Raw genomic sequence first — 16,677 nt, 5'->3', positions numbered from 1 at the left:
CAGACCACAGAACCCTCAACTTCGTGGATTCACCCACGTTGGTAACGGCTCCGCAACAACGCGACGCCGTTCTCACAGCGAGCATCCACGAAGCGCCGAGGTTGCATGGATGGGACGTAGGGGTGACGTCCACAGACCGCTCGCGCGACCCGATCCCCTACTCGTCGGTGGCGAGCGTCAGGAAGCCGTCCGCCACGAGACCGCGCGTCGCGGCCACCATGTCGACGGTGAGCGCCTCGGCGTCGACGCCGGTGAGCGCGGCGACAGCGGTCGCGATCTGGCGGACGGTGAGCTCGCCGTCCGCCACCTCGATGAGGGCCGCGAGCGCGGTGTCCGCCTGGACGGATCGGCCGAAGGCGCCGCCCTGGCGGATGAGGATGACGCTCGGCTCGGACTCGCCGGGGCGAAGGTGGCGCTCCTCGGTGACGTCGGGGGCGACGGTCGGGTAGAGGTCGGCGACGGCGTCGTCGCTCATGGTGGCGAGGCCCGAGCGGGTGGCGATGGACTCGGCGACGTGGGGGCCGAGCGGCCCCTCCCCCATGGTGGCGACCTCCTCAAGGACGCGCCACGGCTCGCGCCCCTCCCCCGCGGCGGGGCGGTGGAGCATGAGGTAGCCGAAGCCGATCTCCTCGACGTCGCGGGCGGCGAAGTCGCCGATCCAGGCGGCCAGCACCGCCTCGAAGCCGGCGCGGTCCCGCTCGGGGGTCTCACCGCCGTCGCGCAGCCACATGGTCGCGTACTCGACGGGGTCCTGGACCTCGCGCTCGACGACCCAGGCGTCGAGTCCGTCGGGGACCCAGGACTCGACGCGCTCGCGCCAGTCCTGGAAGCGGTGGCGCTCCCAGTTGCCGAGCATGACGGCCGTGCCGTCGGGCTCGAGGTGCTCGCCGAGGACGGGGACGAGGTTCGGCAGGACCGGGCCGCCGGCGTCGCGGTACTCCATGAGCGGCAGCCCAGCCTCGCGGACGGCGGGCGGAGTGATGACGAAGGGCGGGTTGGTGGCGATGAGGTCGAAGCGCCGCCCCGCGACGGGCTCGAGGAAGGAGCCGGCGAGGAGCTCGAGGCGTCCCTCCTCCGTACCGGCGAGGGCCGCGTTGAACCGGGTGAAGGCGAGGGCGCGCTCGGAGATGTCGGTGGCGACGACGTGCTGGGCGTGTCGCAGGAGGTAGAGGGTCTGGATGCCGCAGCCGCAGCCGAGGTCGAGCGCGGTGGCGACGGGGGTGCGCGGGGTGAGGGCGGCCAGGGTGAGGCCGGCGCCGCCGATGCCGAGGACGTGGTCGGGCTCGAGGGCGCGGCCGGTGGTGAGCTCGCCGAGGTCGGAGGCGACCCACCAGCGCACGTCCCCCTCCGCGTCGCTCGACTCGTGGGGGCGCAGGTCGACCAGCGCGCGGACCATGCCCTCGTCGTCCGGGGCGGTGACGAGGCCCATGGCGACGGCGTCGCGGGTGCGGGTGCGGCGCAGGGCGGTGTCGAGCTCGGCGGCGGCGACGGGCTCGCCGAGCATGAAGAGGGCCGTGAGGATCGCGATGGGGCTCGGAGTGGCGCCGGCGGCGCGGTCCTCGGCCAGGCCGGCGCGGACGGCGAGGAGGGCGGGGAAGCGGATCTCGCGGCGCAGGGCCGCGTCGGCGACCTCACCGAGGGCATGCTTGACGGTGTCGACGCCCCAGCCGGAGGCCTCGAGGTCCTTGCGCAGGTCGGCGGCCTGCTGGGCGGTGGCGGTGGGCGGGGGCGTCGAGGTCATGGCCCGACGCTATCGCGGGGCGCCCGGCCAGGCCGACGACGCCGGGGCCCTCGGGGCCGCCGCCCCCGGGACGCACGACTGCCCGCCACCGCGGTGGTGGCGGGCAGTCGGTCAGGCGCTCAGCCGGCGGGCCGGCTCAGGCGGTCCATGGTCGCTCAGGCGTCCTTGCGACGGCGGGAGCCGACGAGGACGGCGCCTCCGGTGAGGGCCCCGGCCGCGAGGACGATCGCGGCGAGGGAGTCCGTACCCGTGTGGGCCAGGGAGTGCGTCGGCTTACCGGGCTTGCTCGGCGTACCGGGCTTGACCGGGGTGGCCGGAGTGCTCGGCGTCGGGCGGACGGTCGTCTTGGCGAAGTAGTCGTCGTGGTCCTTGACCGGGACGAGCTTCTCCGTCTTCTTGCCGTCCTTGTCGACGCCGATGATGATGCCGTCCGCGATGACCGACATGCGGTCGGAGTGGACCACGGCGGTGACGCCGGAGAGCTTGGCGGTGCAGTCGATGACCTTGCCGACCGGAAGGACGACGTCGCGGCCACCCTCGATGCGGATCTTGCCGTCAGAGAGGTCGTCGGTGACGACCTTGCCGCCGTAGTTCGTCATGTCGCAGGTCAGCTCGGTGACGTTGCCGGAGCCGGCGAGGAGCTGGTCGGTGATGACGATGTTGGTGAGGTCCACGGAGCCCGCGTTCGTCACCGGGACGTCGAGGCCGATGACGCCGTTGGTCTTGGTGAGGCCGACGGTCTCCTTGGCGGTGTCCGCGTCGTGACCCTTCTCATCGATCTTCTCGATGTCGATCGACGGGGTGGGCGGGGTGACGGGGGTGCAGTCCCAGTTGTTCGTGGTCTGCTCGGCGTCGGAGTCGCCCTCCATGGTGACGACGTTGGCGACGCCCTTGTCGGAAACGGAGTCCGAGGTGGAGCCGGCGGCGGCGCACTCACCCAGGGCCATCCAGCCCTCGGAGGTGATGACGGAGTAGTCGATGGCCTAGGAGACGACGATCGTGTAGGTCTTCTCGTCATCACCGCCATCCTTGCCGTCGTTCGCCTTGAGGGTGGCCCCGTCCTTGGCGAGGGCGACCCTGCCGTCGGCGATCTCCGCCGGCTGACCGTTCACCGTCACGCCCGTGATGGTGAAGCCGTCGTGGGCAGCTGGGGTGTCGTAGACCGGGGCCGAGGTGCCGTCCGCTGAGCCGGTGTTCTTGACCGTCACCGTGTAGGAGCGGTCGAGGGTGGTCTGGCCGCCGGCGAGCTTGACGAGGCCCGTCGTGTTGTCGGCCGTCTTGTCGGTGGAGACCTTGGAGACCGCGAAGGCGGGCTCGTCGCCCTTGGCGTAGAAGGGGTTGTCGCCCTGGACCTTGGCATTGCCGTAGGCGGTGACCGTGACGTTGTCGCCGTGGACGCCGACGATGCCCTCAACGGTCGCGTAGCAGCTGAAGTGCTCGCCGGCCGGGACGGCGACGGCGAAGGACTTCGAGGCGACCGGCGTCGTGCCCGCGGCCACCGCGGCGGCCTCGGCCGCGGTGAGGCTGGAGACGACGAGCTCGCCGTTGGCGTCCGTCGTGGCGTCGACGTGGTCGGAGCCGCCCCAGGCGGAGAAGTCGCAGTAGAGACCGCTCAGCTCGCCCGACCCCTCGATGATGGAGTCGGTGACGGTGAAGTTGCGCAGCGAGGTCGTGCCGGAGTTCGTCACCTGGATGACGATCGGACGGGACGTCGTGCCGGAGGGCAGGTCGATGGCGTCCGCGGCGGTGTCCGCCTCGGCACCGGTCTCGCGGTCGTGCTCGGAGACGGTGATGCCGTCACCGGTGATGTTGCCGCCGACGCGGGTGTTCGAGTACTCGGTGCGACGCTGGTAGGTGCCACGGTTGGACGTGATCGAGACGTCGTTGTTGTAGGTGGTCTGCGCCTGCGTGACGTTGACCGGGGTGGCCCGCCAGGTGAGGGTCAGCGAGATCATGGCGCGCTCGTCCGTCGCCGTCGTCGGGTCATCGAGGACCGTCGTGTCGAAGGTGACGGAGAGCTGGTCGGGCGTTCAGGAGACGCTCTTGACGAGACCCGGGTAGGTGACCGGGTCCTTGGCACCGGTGGCGGTGAGGTACTGGGTGCCCGTCGCGTGCGCGGTGCCCGCGGCGTTGTAGGTGTTGACCGTGACGCGGCTCGTGGTGCTGGCGCAGTACCACTGCCAGCTGGCGGAGCGGGCGGTGTCCGTCACGGTGATCTCGTCGGCGATGACCGGATTGCCGTTCGCGTCGACCCGCGGGGTGTCGTCGGTGAGGTCGTTCGGCGTGCCGTTCTCATCGGTGGCCACGAGCGGGACGGTGATGTCCCACGCGAGACACCCCTCCTTCGTGTCCGCCTGCTGGCAGCGGTCGCCGTCGTTCGTGAATCGGCCGTTCTTCTGCGGGGTTACCGGGGGAACGTCCTTGCCGGCGGGGTTCGGATTGACGATGACCGGCGGGTTGGTGGGAGTGACCGTCTCGGAGCCGATCTTGTAGTCCATGAGGAGCTCCGTGCCGGCCTCCTGCGTCGTGGTCACGTACCCCGACAGGTCGAGCGAGACGCACAGGTCACCGCGTCCAGCGAGGTCCGAGCACGCGTCCATGAGCGTGATGGTCGCGGCGGCGGGACTCTGGTTGTTGTCGACGACGCCCTCGCCGAAGACGGTGTTCGCTCGAGCCGCGCTGGAGCCGTTGACCGTGAAGGTGCGGGTCCACTTCTGGGTCTGCGAGGGCAGCGTGATCGTGATCGTGTCGCCGGCGACGGCCGTCGACGGCAGGCAGAAGTTGATCGTGGAGGTGATGAAGGCGCCGTCGGTCACGGTCGTCTTCGTGGTCGTCACGCTGACGTTGGTGAGCTGGCCGGCGAGCTCGGCGGCCGAGGCGCGCGGCGCCGCGACGACACCGGCGACGACGGTCGAGAACACCATGGCGAGCGCCGCCAGGAGTGCGAGCAGTCGCCGCGGCACACCGTCGTACCGCGCGGCCGTCAGCGGCCTGGGTGCGGAGGAGGACATGGGAGGGGCCTTGCCAGTGGAAGGGGCGGGGACACGGTGCGGGGCCCACAGCGATCCCTCAGTCACGTGTGACGGTACCCAGATCCCACGATCCCGACCAGCGATATTCCACTGTCGTTCTAATAAAGGATTAGCATGCCTGTTTGCACCGAAAACTGGCCGAAAACCCCACCATCGCGCGCTCGTTGAGGCGTCAACGAGAGTCGGCTAGTCCACATCTCATCGTTACTACCTATCCCCAGGCTGCCCTATTGCGGCCCCGGAAGAACCCGAAACAACCCCTGACCTGCACAAACACCCTGGCGCCACAATGATCCGTAAAGCATGGTCACGATCTGGACGCCAGGCTCGATGAAATCTCCTTGCGAAGCCCCTCCGGGCACCCGAAGTCAGGACTTTAGGCCCGAAACAGCGGCGCCCCAGAACGCCGAAGCATCCCGAATCACCGCCGTTGAGTCGATCCGTGAGAGACGCACGCGCGGCCCCTGCCAGGACCTCAGTCGCGGAGGCGCTTCGCGAGCTCGCGGTACTGGTTGACCTTGACCTCGACGTCGTCGATGTAGCTGATGAGCATGACCTCGTCGGTGCGATGATTCGTCGCGAAGGAGCTCACGACCTCGGCGACCTCGTCGTAGGTGCCGATGATGACCGAGGGATCCAGGGTGAGGTACTGCTCCACCTGCTCCCGGAACTCCGGGGTGAAGGTGCTCGGGGAGCGGAAGCCGCCAGAGCGGCCGGTGCGCAGTCCGAGCCGGAAGGCCCCGGCCACGAGGGCCTGCTCCCAGGCCTCCTCGCGGGTCGACGCGGCGGAGACGCACAGGGCGGAGAGGGTCTGACCCGCCGTCGCCCCCTCCGGCAGGTGGGAGCGGTAGTGGTCCATGACGTCGACGGACTGCCGGCCCGAGAAGAACTGGGCGTAGGCGTAGTTCATGTCGTGCTGAGCGGCCCAGGCGGCCGACTGGCCGGAGGAGCCGAGGAGCCAGAACTGCGGCAGGACGGCCGGCGTCGGGTGGACCTCGAGAGAGGCGTAGGGGTGGTCGACCGGCAGCTCGTCGAGCACGAGCGCCTTGGTCTCGTCGATGAGGGTGTTGATCGAGTCCGGGTCGATGACACGGTTCTGATTGAGGGCGTGGGAGGCGAGCATGTCGCCGCCCGGGGCGCGGCCCAGGCCCATGTCGACGCGGTCGGGGTGGAGCGTGGCGAGGGTCGCGAAGCGCTCGGCCATCTGCAGGCTGCCGTAGTGCATCGCCATGACGCCGCCCGAGCCGACACGGATCGTCCTCGTCGCGTCCAGGACGTGCATCATGACGAGGTCGGGGGCGCTGGAGAGGAAGGCGCTCGTGTTGTGGTGCTCGGCCACCCAGAAGCGTTCGAAGCCCAGCTCCTCCACCCCCTGGGCGAGGCGGACCGTCTGCTCGAGGCCCTCCCTGGGAGTGCGCCCCTCGAAGAGGGGGATCTGCTCGAGTGCACTGAGCTTCATGCTGCTCCTTGTCTCCGTCGCGTCAGGGCAGGGTTCCCACCCACCCGTGGTGAGCAACGCCGACGCCGTCGTCGGCATTCCGGGTCGGGCGTTCCACACCGCCCCGTTAAGGGCACCGGGCCGACTCACCCCAAGCCAGGAAGAAGGGTGAGCCGGCCCGGAAGTCTGGGTCGGCGGCATCCGGAGTTCCGGGCGCCACGGGTGAGCGCGAGGCTCAGTAGGAGCGCGAGCGGATCGCGACGAGGCAGCCGACGCCGACGAGGACGATGCCCGCGACGCCGACGACGGTGGTCGCGAGGGCGGAGTCGCCGGCGAGGACGACGGCGACGGCGGCGGAGAGGACGCCGACGCTGACGAGGACGGCGAGGACCAGGAGGAGACCGGAGACGGCCGGCATGATCGCGGCACGGAGGTTGCTCTCGCGGCGGACGGTGGCGGGACGACGGACCGCGACCTGGGTGGGGGCCGCGGACTGCGTCAGCGTCATCGTGCTCATGTGGCGTACCTGCTCTCATGTTCCCGGTTCTTCGAGGAGCGGACCGCGTGGTCCGGTCGTGTCGCCACTAGGAAACACGGTGATCGAGCGAGAGTCACCTATAAGTGTGGGGGCATTGAGAATTGCACCCGCCGGGGGTCCGCCAGGGCCCCCACCTTCACCCAGCGAGCGGGTGACACCCTCACCCACCCCACGGGTGGGTCACTCACCCCTCGCCCTCACCCACCCCCTCACCCGCACCGGGAAAGCCGCATAATTCCAAGGATGGCCACGCACCTGGGGCGCATACCCCCTCTGGGGGTGAGGGTGATTCACCCGCTTGAGGGGGTCGCTCACCCAGTGACGGCGAGGAGCGCGGGGGTCGTCTCGGGGTACCCGCCGAGGCTGACGTAGAACACCCCGGACTCCACCCGACACTCGCCCCCACGGCGAGCTCGGCCAGGCTGATCGCCTCCTGAGACAGGGCGGGCCCCTCGTGCCCAAGGCCCGAGTAGGACAGACCGTGCCCGACCCGCAGCTCAGGGCCGAGCTCCGCGACGTCGCGGTACCTGCTCGTGAAGTACTCGTCGACGTTATGCGGCCCGGCCAGGAAGGCGTCCAGGACCGTCTCGCGCTCGGCGCCGCCGCGGGTGACCGGGCGGCCCGTGCTCTCCGCGGCGTCGTAGGCGGCGGGCAGCTGACCCTCGGTGCGGGGGAAGCTCATGGGGAGGCGGCCGGAGGGGTTGAGAGCGCCGGCGAGGACGTCGGCGACGACCTCGGGGCCGGTGGCACCCAGGTGCCAGGCCGAGAGGACGGCGTCCGGCTCGCTCCACCAGTCGCCGATGACGAGGGGGCGCCCGTTGGTCATGATGACGGCCAGCGGGGCTCCCGCGGCGACGACGGCGTGGACGAGGGCCACCTGGTTCCCGGGCAGTCGGAGGCCGGCGCAACAGGAGACCTCGCCGGCGATCCGGCCGGGCTCGGTGAGGGCGAGGACGACGAGGTCGGCGTCCCCTGCGGCGGCGACGGCGTCGCCGCCCTCGAGGGTGACGCCGAGGGGGCCTGGTCGCCGAGGACGGTGAGCTCGGGGTCCGGCTCGCCGGCGGCCTCGGCGGAGCCGGCCCAGAAGAGGGAGCCGATGCCGCTCGCCGCGGCGGCGCGGGCGTCGTCGGCGTCGAAGAGGGAGACGATCTGGACCCGGTTGAGGTGCTCCTCTCAGGTGAGGGAGGACAGGACCCCCTCGACGCGCTCGCGCTGGGCGTCGGTGAGCTGGTCGGCGATGGACACGGGGCCTCCTCCTCGGGACGACGGCGGGGCCCGGCGGCCGTCTGACGGTGACGGGACGACGGCGGTGCGTGGCCGATCCCGTCATTCCTACCGACCAGACAGAACCGGGCGGGCCGGTCGACGTCGACGGACGAGGACAGCACTACCAATAATGTACCCTTCGGAAAACCACTTCGTTACTTACTTGTTGTTATTGGATGGACGACCTAGCGTTGGTCCCGACAACGTGGTCGGGCGCCCTCCCTGGACCCGCGCCCGCACCACCCCTTCCGAGCCTTTAGGAGGCAACCATGGCCGTTCTCACCATCGGCGACCAGTTCCCCGCCTACAAGATGACGGGCCTCATCCCCGGCAACCTCAAGAACGTCGAGGCCGACCAGCCCGAGGACTACTTCACGACCGTCTCCTCCGAGGACGTCCCCGAGGGCACCTGGCGCGTCGTCTTCTTCTGGCCGAAGGACTTCACCTTCGTCTGCCCCACCGAGATCGCCGCCTTCGGCGACCTCTACGAGGAGTTCAAGGACCGCGACTGCGAGGTCATCGGAGTCTCCGTCGACAACGAGTACACGCACTACGCCTGGCGCCGCAGCCACGAGAAGCTCCAGGAGCTCCCCTTCGTCATGGCCTCCGACCTCAACCGGGACCTCGTGACCGCCCTCGGCATCAAGCGCGCCACCGGCGAGGCCGACCGCGCCACCTTCATCGTCGACCCGCACAACGCCATCCAGTCGGTCTCCGTCACCGCGGACTCCGTCGGCCGCAACACCGAGGAGGTCCTGCGCCAGCTCGACGCCCTCCAGTCCGACGAGCTCTGCGCCTGCAACTGGAAGGCCGGCGCAGCCACCATCGACGCCCTTCACGAGATGGAGGCCTGAGCCGCATGACGATCGCGAACCTCCGCTCCGCCCTGCCCGACTGGGCCAAGGACCTCTCCCTCAACCTCTCCAGCCTCGCCCGCACGACGACGCTGACCGAGCAGCAGCAGTGGGGCACCTTCCTCGCCGCCGCCGCCGCGACCCGCAACGAGTCCGTGCTCGTCCAGGTCGCCGAGGAGGCCAAGGAGCACCTGTCCGAGGAGGCCCAGGCCGCCGCGCTCGGCGCCGCCTCCATCATGGCGATGAACAACGTCGCCTACCGCGCCCGCCACTTCCTGGGCGGCGACTACGAGAAGGAGCGCATGGGCCTGCGGATGAACATCATCGGCACGTCCGGCGGCGTCGACAAGGTCGACTTCGAACTCTGGTCCCTCGCGGTCTCCACCATCAACGGCTGCGAGCGCTGCGTCACCGCCCACGACGCGACCGTCCGCGGCGAGGGCCTGTCCACCGAGCAGGTCTGGGAGGCCGTCCGCATCGCGGCGACCGTCCAGGCCGCCGCCCAGGCGATCCAGGTCGTCGAGACGCTCGGCTGAGCCGCAGCGCCGCCGCAGCGCAGCGCTGGCCCCGCACCACGGACCGGGCACTCATCGGCGAACCGTGCAGCCGTGGGCCGCACGCCCTGCCACTGAGCGCCCGGTTCGCGCAGACGGCCGGTCGCCCTCCGGGGCGGCCGGCCGTCGTCGTGTGCGGCGCGCTCCCGAGCCGATCAACAGAGGCAGACATCCTCGGCAGAGTACGACGCCGACGGCGTCGCACTTTGCCGAGGATGTCTGCCTTTGGGGCGAAGGGCGGGGCGGGAGCGGGCGGGGCGGAGCAGGAGGGGCGCGATGGAGCATGCACGGTGCCGGCGCCACCCCTCGTACGACGACGGCGGGCCCGAGAGCGTCAGTGCGTGTCAGTGCACCGCGGTGGCGTGCGGGTCGTGGACGACGTCGTCGCCCTCCGGCTCCGCGAGCTCATCGTTCGCGAAGGCCTCGGCCTCCTCGGCCAGGCCACTCGCCTGCTGCTCCTCGAGCTGCTCGAGGGCCGTCTTGTGCGACAGCGGCACCGACTTGTAGAAGAGGCCGACGACCGCGGCGAGCAGGAAGATCGGCACCATCATGAGGAAGATCGGGGTCAGGGCGTCCGCGTAGGCCGTGGTGATCGCCGTGTGCAGGGCGCCCGGGAGCTGGTTGACGATCGCCGGGGTCAGCGAGGACTCCGAGCCGCCGGTGGAGCCCTGGAAGGTCGCGAGGGCCTTGAGGACGCTCGGGTCCTTGCTGGAGGCCAGCGAGGCGATGTTGGAGGTGATCCGGTCCGTGAGGTTGTTGGAGAAGGCCACGCCGATGAGCGAGGAGCCCAGCGAGACCGCGACCTCGCGGAAGAAGTTGTTGCCCGAGGTCGCCGTGCCCAGGTTGCGGGCCTCGACGTCGTTCTGGACCAGCGTCATGAGGAGCTGGAAGAACAGGCCGATGCCGGAGCCGAGGATGAGGACGGCCACGGAGATGTGCCAGACCGGGGTGTCGACGTCGAAGGTGCTCATCCACCACAGCGCGGCGGCGGAGACGAGCGGGCCGACGATCGGGTAGGCGCGGTAGCGGCCGCTGCGGGTCACGGCGATGCCGGAGCCGATGCCGGCGACGAGCATGCCGGCGGTCATCGGGACGAGGAGCAGGCCGGACACCGTGGCGGAGTAGCCGTAGCTCATCTGCAGGTAGGTCGGCAGGTAGAGGTTGGCGCCGATCATGCCGCCCATGGCGAGCATGCCCTGGATCGTGGTGAGGATGAAGGTGCGGCCCTTCATGACCTCCCAGGGGAGCATCGGCTCGGCGACGCGCTTCTCGACGAAGGGCAGGGCGAGCCAGGCCAGGGCGCCGACGGCGAACATGAGGATGAGCCACGGGCTGGACCACTCGAGCTGGTTGCCGCCGAAGGTGGCGCCCAGAACGATGAGGACGGCGCCTAGGTTCATGAGGGACAGGCCGGCCCAGTCGACCTTGGAGCTGAACTTGTGGACGGGCAGCTTGAGGACGGCCCAGACGGCGATCCAGGCGATGATGCCGAGGGGCAGGTTGACCCAGAAGACCCAGCGCCAGTTGACGGAGTCGGTGAGCCAGCCGCCCAGGATCGGGCCGAGGACGGAGGCGATGCCGAACATGGCACCCATCGGGGCCATGTAGGTGCCGCGCTCGCGCGGCGGGATGAGGTCGCCGGTGATGGCCTGCGACGAGATCATGAGGCCGCCGCCGCCGAGGCCCTGGAGGGCGCGCCAGGCGATGAGCTGCCCCATGCTCGTGGCGGTGCCGCACAGGGCGGAGCCGACGAGGAAGAGCGCGATGGCGATGAGGAAGAGGCGCTTGCGGCCGATGAGGTCGCCGACCTTCCCGTAGACCGGCATGGCGACGGTGACGGCGAGCGTGTAGGCCGTGATGATCCAGGCCATATGGCTGGCGCCGCCGAGGTCTCCGACGATCGTGGGCAGCGCGGTGCCGACGATCGTCTGGTCCATGGCGGACAGGAACATGACGACGAGCAGGGACGCGTAGACGGCCCAGAAGCGGCGGTCGGGGTGGAAGGCCTCGCCGGAGGCCTTGGAGGACGCCTTGGAGGCGGGCTTGGTGGCGGTCGCCGTGGCGGAGCCGTCGACGGCGTGGGCGTGGCGGCCCCGGGTGACCGGGGCGCCGTGCTGCTCGACGGCGTCGACGGGGCGGTCCGCCGCGTGGCGGCCGCGAGGCGCGGAGGCGTCGGGCTGCTGTACGGTCATGAGAGCTCCTGAGTGGTTCGGGGCGAGGTCGAGAGGACCTCGCGAAGGCTGGTGATGACGACCGGGACGGCGTCGGCGACGGAGGCGGGGGCCGGGTGCGCGCCCTCGGTGGAGGCACTCCCCTCGGTCTCGCAGTCGTCGCCGGCCCACAGCTCGACGGCGGTCTTCTGGATGAGGTGCGCGAGGCCGGAGGCGGCCCGGACCCGCGGGTCCGAGAGCTCGGTGCCGAGGCGCTGCGCGATGGCGGCGCGGATGACCGAGTGGAAGAGGCGCACGCGGGGCTGGAGGGCCACGATGATCTCGGGATTCTCGCGGAAGACGGCGCGCAGGCGGCGGAAGTCCTCGGCGTCGTCGCCGTCGCGGGGGTCCGCCGAGGCGATGAGGGTGCCGAGGTCGTCGAGGAGGTCCCCGTCGGAGGCGATGAAGGCCTCGACCGCGTCCGCCTCAGGGGCGAGCGGCCCGTGGACGAACATGTCGATCTTGGTGGGGAAGTAGTTGAAGACGGTGCGCCGGGAGACCCCGGCGTCCGCCGCCACGTCCTCGACCGTCGTGGCGTCGTAGCCGCGCTCGTGGGCGAGCCGGAGGGCACTGGCCTGGATGGCGTCGCGCGTCCGGCGCGCCCTGGAGGCGCGCAGGCCGCCGGCCGCGCGAGCGGTCGGGGCCGAGCCGGTGGTCGTGTTCATGACCAACATCCTGCACCGAGTGCAGACTTGCACCAAGTGCAGGAATGGTGCTCTTCAGCACATGGCGTCACGGAATACCGGGACCGAGGTCCTATTCGGCGGAATGCCGCGGGAGCGGGGCGAGCGACGATCGGTGGCGTGACGAGGTGAACAGCGCGCGGACGCCTTCATCCGGCAGGCCGCGAATCCCCGCCTCTGCCCCCCCACCCCGGGTTTGGACCACCTGGAACGGTTTGGACCACCGGCGGCTCAGGCGGTCCAGACGATGGGAAGTGGTTCAGACGCTCAGGCGTGCGGAGCGCGGGCCGCGCGGAGACGGGGCCGCGTGCGCGGGCGGCGCCGCTCAGTCGTCGGGGTCGGCGTCGATGGCGCCCTGCACGTCGTGGAAGAGGAGGTTCGCGATCTCGACCTGGACGGTCTCCACCTGGGGGACGTCGGTGAGGGTGAGCGGGTCGTCGGCCGAGGTCTGCAGGCGCAGGGTGCCGGCGCCGAAGAGCCGGTCGACGGCCGAGCGGTCCTGCTGGACGTCGCTGATGCGGGACAGCGGCAGGTCGTGGCCGGTCTTGTTGAAGATGCCGGAGCGAGTGATGACGCGCTTCGTCGTGACCGTGTACGTGATCGACATCCAGCGCATCCACGGGACGAGGAGCAGCGGGATCGTCACCAGCAGCCAGACGACCCAGATGGCGACGTAGCCCCACGGGTTCCAGGACTCGGGCGCGTAGACGGTGCCGACCACGGCGGCCACGAGGAGGAGCGCCTCGAGGAGGGTGCGGCCGATGAGGACCTTGGGGTGCGTGCGCATGTGGCGGACGACGACCTCGTCCCGGCTGAGGAGCTTCTTGGGCAGTGCCATGCGCCCATGGTGCCACGACGGCCGCGGCCTGGCTCGGGCGGGGACCGCCCCGGGCCGGAGGCCCGGGCCTCGCGCAAGGGCGGTGCGGGGGGGCGAGGCCTGCCGCGGGCGACCTGCGGAGGGACCGACGGGCCCGCGTCGCTCAGTCGACGACGAGGCGCGCGAGGGTGTCGATCGTGGCGACGGGTCGGGAGGGCGCCGACGGCGAGCGGCGCAGGTGCACGCACCGCAACCCGGCCCCGGTGGCGCCGTCGACGTCGGACCAGGGGTCGTCGCCGACCATGACGGTCACGTCGGGCGTGGTGCCGATGCTCTCGCAGGCGAGGGCGAAGATCCGTGGATCCGGCTTGGAGGCCGCGACCTCGGCGGAGGCGATGAGGGGCCAGTCCTCGACGAGGGCGCCGACGGCGTCGAGCTTGATCCGCTGGGACTCCTCGTCCCCGTTGGTCACGTAGGCGACGGCGAGCCGCTCGCCCGCGGCGCCGCGTCGGGCGACGGCGTCGCGGAGCCCTGCGATGAAGCCGGCGACGTCCGGGTACGGGACGAGACGGGCGCGGTAGTGGGCGTAGTAGTCGTCGATGTGCGCCTGGGCCGCGTCGTCGTCGAGGTCGGCGGCGCCGGGGACGAACTCCCGCACGCGGGCGAGCAGCTGGCCGTTGAAGGTGTGCTCGCCGTGCTGGTAGCGCAGGAAGTGCTTGCGGTCGAGGCGCTCCCAGAGGTCGGCGGTCTCGGCGGGGCCGAGGGCCCAGCCGGGGAGTGTGGACGCCCAGGAGTAGACCGCGGCGTCGGCGGCCGTGCGGTGGTCGGCGAGGACCCCGTCGATGTCGACGAGGATGCCTCGGACATCGGCGCCGAGGTGGACGGTGCCGTCGGGGGCGACGGGAAGGACCGGGGGCGGAGCGCTCTCCGGCGCTGCGTCGGGGCCGGTGTCGCTGCGCGGTTCCGGGCTGCTCACGGGGCCATTGTGCCCGGCGGGGGCTCAGGCCGCGAGGAGGTCCAGACCGACGCCGGCGATGACGGGGACGATCCCGAGGACGACGAAGGCGGGTAGGAAGCACAGGCCGAGAGGCACGACAAGGCGCACGGCGAGGCGTTCGGCCGCCTCCTCGTCCCGTGCGGCGCGTCCGGCCCGAAGCGCCCGCGCTGTCCCGGCGAGCAGCGGGCCCGGCGAGGCGCCGTCCTCCCAGCCGGGGCGCAGGCTCTGCTCGAGCCGGGCCCGCCGCGCCCGCCAGCCGGCGTCCTCGGGCGCCCGCCAGGCGGCGCCCCAGGAGGCGCCGAGGAGAAGGGCGCGGCCGACGACGGCGAGCGGCTCCTCGTCGAGAGCGGCCCCGAGCGCCTGAAGCGCTCCTGGCAGGGAGGCTCCCGCACCGAGGGCGGCGCCGGCGAGGTCGAGGACGAGGGCCTCGTCGACGACGTCGGCCTCCCCCTCCGCGGCGCGGACGAGACGCACGGTGAGGAGCTGTCCGAGGGCCATGAGGCCGATCCCGAGGAGACCCAGGGCGCTGCCCCAGCCTCCGTCGAGGAGCACCTCGGAGGGGTGCGCACCGACCGCCTGGCCGAGCAGGAGCCCGAGGAGCGGCAGGCAGGCGAGCAGCCGAGCGGTCGCACGGGGACCGGACAGGGCGGTGCGGCGCGAGGAGTCGGCGTGGCCGGCCTCGGCGACGCCGTCCGCGACCGTCTCGAGGATCCCCGCGAGCGGGGCGCCGAGCTCGGCGGTGAGACGGCAGGCGGCGACGGCGCCCGGGGCCGCCGCCCGTGCCGCGCGGGCGCGACGGGCCGCTGCCGGATCGGGCAGCGGGAGGCCGCGCCGGCTCCCACGTCCACGGCCCGGAGCGCCGGTGGAGCCCTCCGAGCGCGAGAAGGACGGCAGCCAGGAGGGCACCGGCGCCTCGCCGAGGGCACGGAGGACCGGCGGGACGCCGTCGTCCCCGGGCTCGACGCCGGCGCGGACGCCGGCCCGCCCGAGGGCCCTCTCCCAGGCGCGCTGCGGGGTCGCGCCGGCGCGCAGGAGGGTCGCGACCTCGGTGAGGACGAGACCGATGTCGAGCTCACCGGCGAGCTCCGGGACCGCGTGGCTCGAATCCGACCCGGACGCGTCCGTACCGCGGCGTGCGCCGTCCTCCGCCGAGGCTCCGCCTCCCCGCGGACGACGACCCGCCACGGGTCGCTCCCGACGCGGCGGCAGGAGCAGGACGGCCGTCGCGAGCGCGAGGAGCAGCGCGACGGGGAGCGCGGTCCCGGCCCACTCCCCCGTCATGCAGCGCCTCCGAGCGCCGCCTCGACCACCCCGCCGCCGAGGCGCTCGGCGAGTCGGCCCGCTGCCGGCCCCGCGGAGAGTCGACCGCCCGGTGCCCTCAGCAGCGCGTCCTCGCACAGGAGCGCGCCGTCGCGCCCGGGTTCGCGCCGCAGGACCCCGACGGAGGCGACGACGCGGCGGGTGCGGCGTCGGCCGGGGACGCGGACGAGGTGGACGACGGCGTCGAGGGCGCTGGCCGCCTGGGCGGCGACCGCGCGCTCGTCCATGCCCGCGAGCGCGCCGAGGGCCGTGAGGCGGGCGGGGACGTCTGCCGGGGAGTTGGCGTGAAGGGTGGCCCAGCCGCCCTCGTGCCCCGTGTTGAGGGCGGTGAGGACGTCACGGACCTCGGGGCCACGGCACTCGCCGAGGACGATCCGGTCGGGACGCATGCGCAGGGCGGTGCGCACGAGCGCGGTCATGGGGACGGCACCGACGCCCTGGACGTTCTCGCCGCGCTCCTGGAGATGGATGACGTGGGGGTGGGCGGGGCGCAGCTCACTGGCCTCCTCGATGCAGACGATCCGCTCAGTGGCGGGCACGAGACCGAGCAGGGCCGCCAGGAGCGTCGTCTTGCCGGTGCCGGTGGCGCCGGTGACGAGGCAGGAGGCCCTCCGTGCGACGAGCGCGGCGAGGACGGGCTCGAGGCCGGGTGCGAGGGTGCCGTCGGCGCTGAGCTCGGCGAGGGTGAAGGCGCGTCGCCGCGAGGTGCGCAGGCAGATGAGGGTGCCGTCGGCGGACAGCGGCGGGAGCACCGCGTTGAGGCGGGTGCCGCCGGGGAGGGTGGCGTCGACGACGGGGCTGGCATCGTCGAGCCGTCGCCCGCACGCGGCGGCCATGCGTACGGCGAGCGCGCGGGCCTCGGCCTCGGTGAGGGCAGCGTCCTCGACCGGTTCGAGGCCGGCGCCGCGGTCGATCCAGCTGACGCCCCCTCCGACGAGGACGTCGGTGACGCCGTCGGTCTCGAGGAGGGGCTGGAGGACGGGGCCGGCGCCCTCGACGTCGGCTCGCACGGCTCCCTCGAGACGGGCGAGGCCCGTGGCGCCGGTGGCCGCGCCGGCTCCGACCGCGAGGGCGACGGCGAGATCGGAGCCCCGGGCGAGGGCGCTGCGGACGCGCTCGAGCTCGCCGTCCGCCGCGTCAGGCAGGGGCGATCCTGCCGACGGGCGCGTCCGCGCTGCCTTGCCCGCCCCGTCGGCCGTGGAGCCTCGGGCGGCGCCGGAGCCCCAC

At 72.1% G+C, this 16,677-nt stretch carries 15 protein-coding genes; 2 read left to right on the top strand and 13 right to left on the bottom strand.

The annotated features are described in order from the left end of the window. Positions 1-157: 157 nt before the first annotated feature. From AXF14_RS05610 to AXF14_RS13215, 7 genes are all read right to left on the bottom strand, one after another. Positions 158-1,741, bottom strand: a complete 1,584-nt coding sequence (locus AXF14_RS05610; protein WP_067941545.1) for a DUF7059 domain-containing protein — start codon at positions 1,739-1,741, stop codon at positions 158-160. 155 nt (positions 1,742-1,896) lie between these two features. Beyond that, the gene (locus AXF14_RS13950; RefSeq protein WP_067941544.1) at positions 1,897-2,688 is read right to left on the bottom strand and encodes an LPXTG cell wall anchor domain-containing protein; all 792 of its coding nucleotides are present in this window, start codon (positions 2,686-2,688) and stop codon (positions 1,897-1,899) included. Positions 2,689-2,724: 36 nt separating this feature from the next. Next, positions 2,725-3,696: a hypothetical protein gene (locus AXF14_RS05600; RefSeq protein WP_067941542.1), complete on the bottom strand. Its 972-nt coding sequence runs from the start codon at positions 3,694-3,696 to the stop codon at positions 2,725-2,727. A 75-nt stretch (positions 3,697-3,771) separates the two neighbouring features. Further along, entirely contained in the window at positions 3,772-4,752 is a 981-nt protein-coding gene (locus AXF14_RS05595; RefSeq protein WP_067941540.1) for a hypothetical protein, read from the bottom strand. A 496-nt stretch (positions 4,753-5,248) separates the two neighbouring features. After that, positions 5,249-6,232, bottom strand: a complete 984-nt coding sequence (locus AXF14_RS05590) for an MsnO8 family LLM class oxidoreductase (RefSeq protein ID WP_067941538.1) — start codon at positions 6,230-6,232, stop codon at positions 5,249-5,251. Positions 6,233-6,446: 214 nt separating this feature from the next. Further along, positions 6,447-6,728, bottom strand: coding sequence for a hypothetical protein (locus AXF14_RS13945; protein ID WP_067941536.1), 282 nt, complete (start codon positions 6,726-6,728; stop codon positions 6,447-6,449). A gap of 205 nt (positions 6,729-6,933) precedes the next feature. Beyond that, complete coding sequence (locus AXF14_RS13215; protein WP_084355387.1) at positions 6,934-8,079, bottom strand: glycoside hydrolase family 3 C-terminal domain-containing protein; 1,146 nt, start codon at positions 8,077-8,079, stop codon at positions 6,934-6,936. 205 nt (positions 8,080-8,284) lie between these two features. Here AXF14_RS13215 and AXF14_RS05575 point away from each other — a divergent pair, with 205 nt between their 5' ends. Both AXF14_RS05575 and ahpD read left to right on the top strand, forming a co-directional pair. Beyond that, complete coding sequence (locus AXF14_RS05575; protein WP_067941532.1) at positions 8,285-8,869, top strand: peroxiredoxin; 585 nt, start codon at positions 8,285-8,287, stop codon at positions 8,867-8,869. A 5-nt stretch (positions 8,870-8,874) separates the two neighbouring features. Next, positions 8,875-9,405, top strand: coding sequence for an alkylhydroperoxidase, AhpD family (ahpD, locus tag AXF14_RS05570; RefSeq protein WP_067941531.1), 531 nt, complete (start codon positions 8,875-8,877; stop codon positions 9,403-9,405). A gap of 362 nt (positions 9,406-9,767) precedes the next feature. On the opposite strand, the gene AXF14_RS05565 is transcribed toward ahpD, so the two are convergent. The 6 genes from AXF14_RS05565 to AXF14_RS05540 all read right to left on the bottom strand — a co-directional run bounded on the left by AXF14_RS05565 (position 9,768) and on the right by AXF14_RS05540 (position 16,595). Beyond that, positions 9,768-11,615 carry an MDR family MFS transporter gene (locus AXF14_RS05565; protein WP_084355386.1) on the bottom strand — a complete coding sequence of 616 codons (1,848 nt, stop codon included), beginning with the start codon at positions 11,613-11,615 and terminating at the stop codon, positions 9,768-9,770. After that, positions 11,612-12,298, bottom strand: coding sequence for a TetR/AcrR family transcriptional regulator (locus tag AXF14_RS14120; RefSeq protein ID WP_067941529.1), 687 nt, complete (start codon positions 12,296-12,298; stop codon positions 11,612-11,614). The genes AXF14_RS05565 and AXF14_RS14120 overlap by 4 nt, the downstream gene beginning before the upstream one ends. 343 nt (positions 12,299-12,641) lie before the next feature. Further along, entirely contained in the window at positions 12,642-13,154 is a 513-nt protein-coding gene (locus AXF14_RS05555) for a PH domain-containing protein (protein ID WP_067941526.1), read from the bottom strand. A gap of 142 nt (positions 13,155-13,296) precedes the next feature. Beyond that, the gene (locus AXF14_RS05550) at positions 13,297-14,109 is read right to left on the bottom strand and encodes an HAD family hydrolase (protein ID WP_067941524.1); all 813 of its coding nucleotides are present in this window, start codon (positions 14,107-14,109) and stop codon (positions 13,297-13,299) included. A gap of 24 nt (positions 14,110-14,133) precedes the next feature. Then, on the bottom strand, positions 14,134-15,411 hold the full coding sequence (locus AXF14_RS05545) for a type II secretion system F family protein (RefSeq protein WP_067941522.1): 1,278 nt from the start codon (positions 15,409-15,411) through the stop codon (positions 14,134-14,136). Further along, positions 15,408-16,595 carry a TadA family conjugal transfer-associated ATPase gene (locus tag AXF14_RS05540; RefSeq protein ID WP_067944068.1) on the bottom strand — a complete coding sequence of 396 codons (1,188 nt, stop codon included), beginning with the start codon at positions 16,593-16,595 and terminating at the stop codon, positions 15,408-15,410. The genes AXF14_RS05545 and AXF14_RS05540 overlap by 4 nt, the downstream gene beginning before the upstream one ends. Positions 16,596-16,677: the final 82 nt, after the last annotated feature.

This window comes from Actinomyces radicidentis (assembly GCF_001553565.1).
Taxonomy (GTDB): Bacteria; Actinomycetota; Actinomycetes; order Actinomycetales; family Actinomycetaceae; genus Actinomyces; species Actinomyces radicidentis.
This window is presented reverse-complemented; position numbering and strand designations above follow the sequence as displayed.

Coding starts and splice junctions, on each gene's coding strand:
- ahpD (WP_067941531.1), top strand. CDS start 8,875: ATGACGATCGCGAACCTCCGCTCCGCCCTGCCCGACTGGGCCAAGGAC.
- AXF14_RS05595 (WP_067941540.1), bottom strand. CDS start 4,752: ATGTCCTCCTCCGCACCCAGGCCGCTGACGGCCGCGCGGTACGACGGT.
- AXF14_RS05575 (WP_067941532.1), top strand. CDS start 8,285: ATGGCCGTTCTCACCATCGGCGACCAGTTCCCCGCCTACAAGATGACG.
- AXF14_RS05610 (WP_067941545.1), bottom strand. CDS start 1,741: ATGACCTCGACGCCCCCGCCCACCGCCACCGCCCAGCAGGCCGCCGAC.
- AXF14_RS13950 (WP_067941544.1), bottom strand. CDS start 2,688: ATGGCCCTGGGTGAGTGCGCCGCCGCCGGCTCCACCTCGGACTCCGTT.
- AXF14_RS13945 (WP_067941536.1), bottom strand. CDS start 6,728: ATGAGCACGATGACGCTGACGCAGTCCGCGGCCCCCACCCAGGTCGCG.
- AXF14_RS13215 (WP_084355387.1), bottom strand. CDS start 8,079: ATGACGGGATCGGCCACGCACCGCCGTCGTCCCGTCACCGTCAGACGG.
- AXF14_RS05600 (WP_067941542.1), bottom strand. CDS start 3,696: ATGATCTCGCTGACCCTCACCTGGCGGGCCACCCCGGTCAACGTCACG.
- AXF14_RS14120 (WP_067941529.1), bottom strand. CDS start 12,298: ATGAACACGACCACCGGCTCGGCCCCGACCGCTCGCGCGGCCGGCGGC.
- AXF14_RS05555 (WP_067941526.1), bottom strand. CDS start 13,154: ATGGCACTGCCCAAGAAGCTCCTCAGCCGGGACGAGGTCGTCGTCCGC.
- AXF14_RS05565 (WP_084355386.1), bottom strand. CDS start 11,615: ATGACCGTACAGCAGCCCGACGCCTCCGCGCCTCGCGGCCGCCACGCG.
- AXF14_RS05545 (WP_067941522.1), bottom strand. CDS start 15,411: ATGACGGGGGAGTGGGCCGGGACCGCGCTCCCCGTCGCGCTGCTCCTC.
- AXF14_RS05590 (WP_067941538.1), bottom strand. CDS start 6,232: ATGAAGCTCAGTGCACTCGAGCAGATCCCCCTCTTCGAGGGGCGCACT.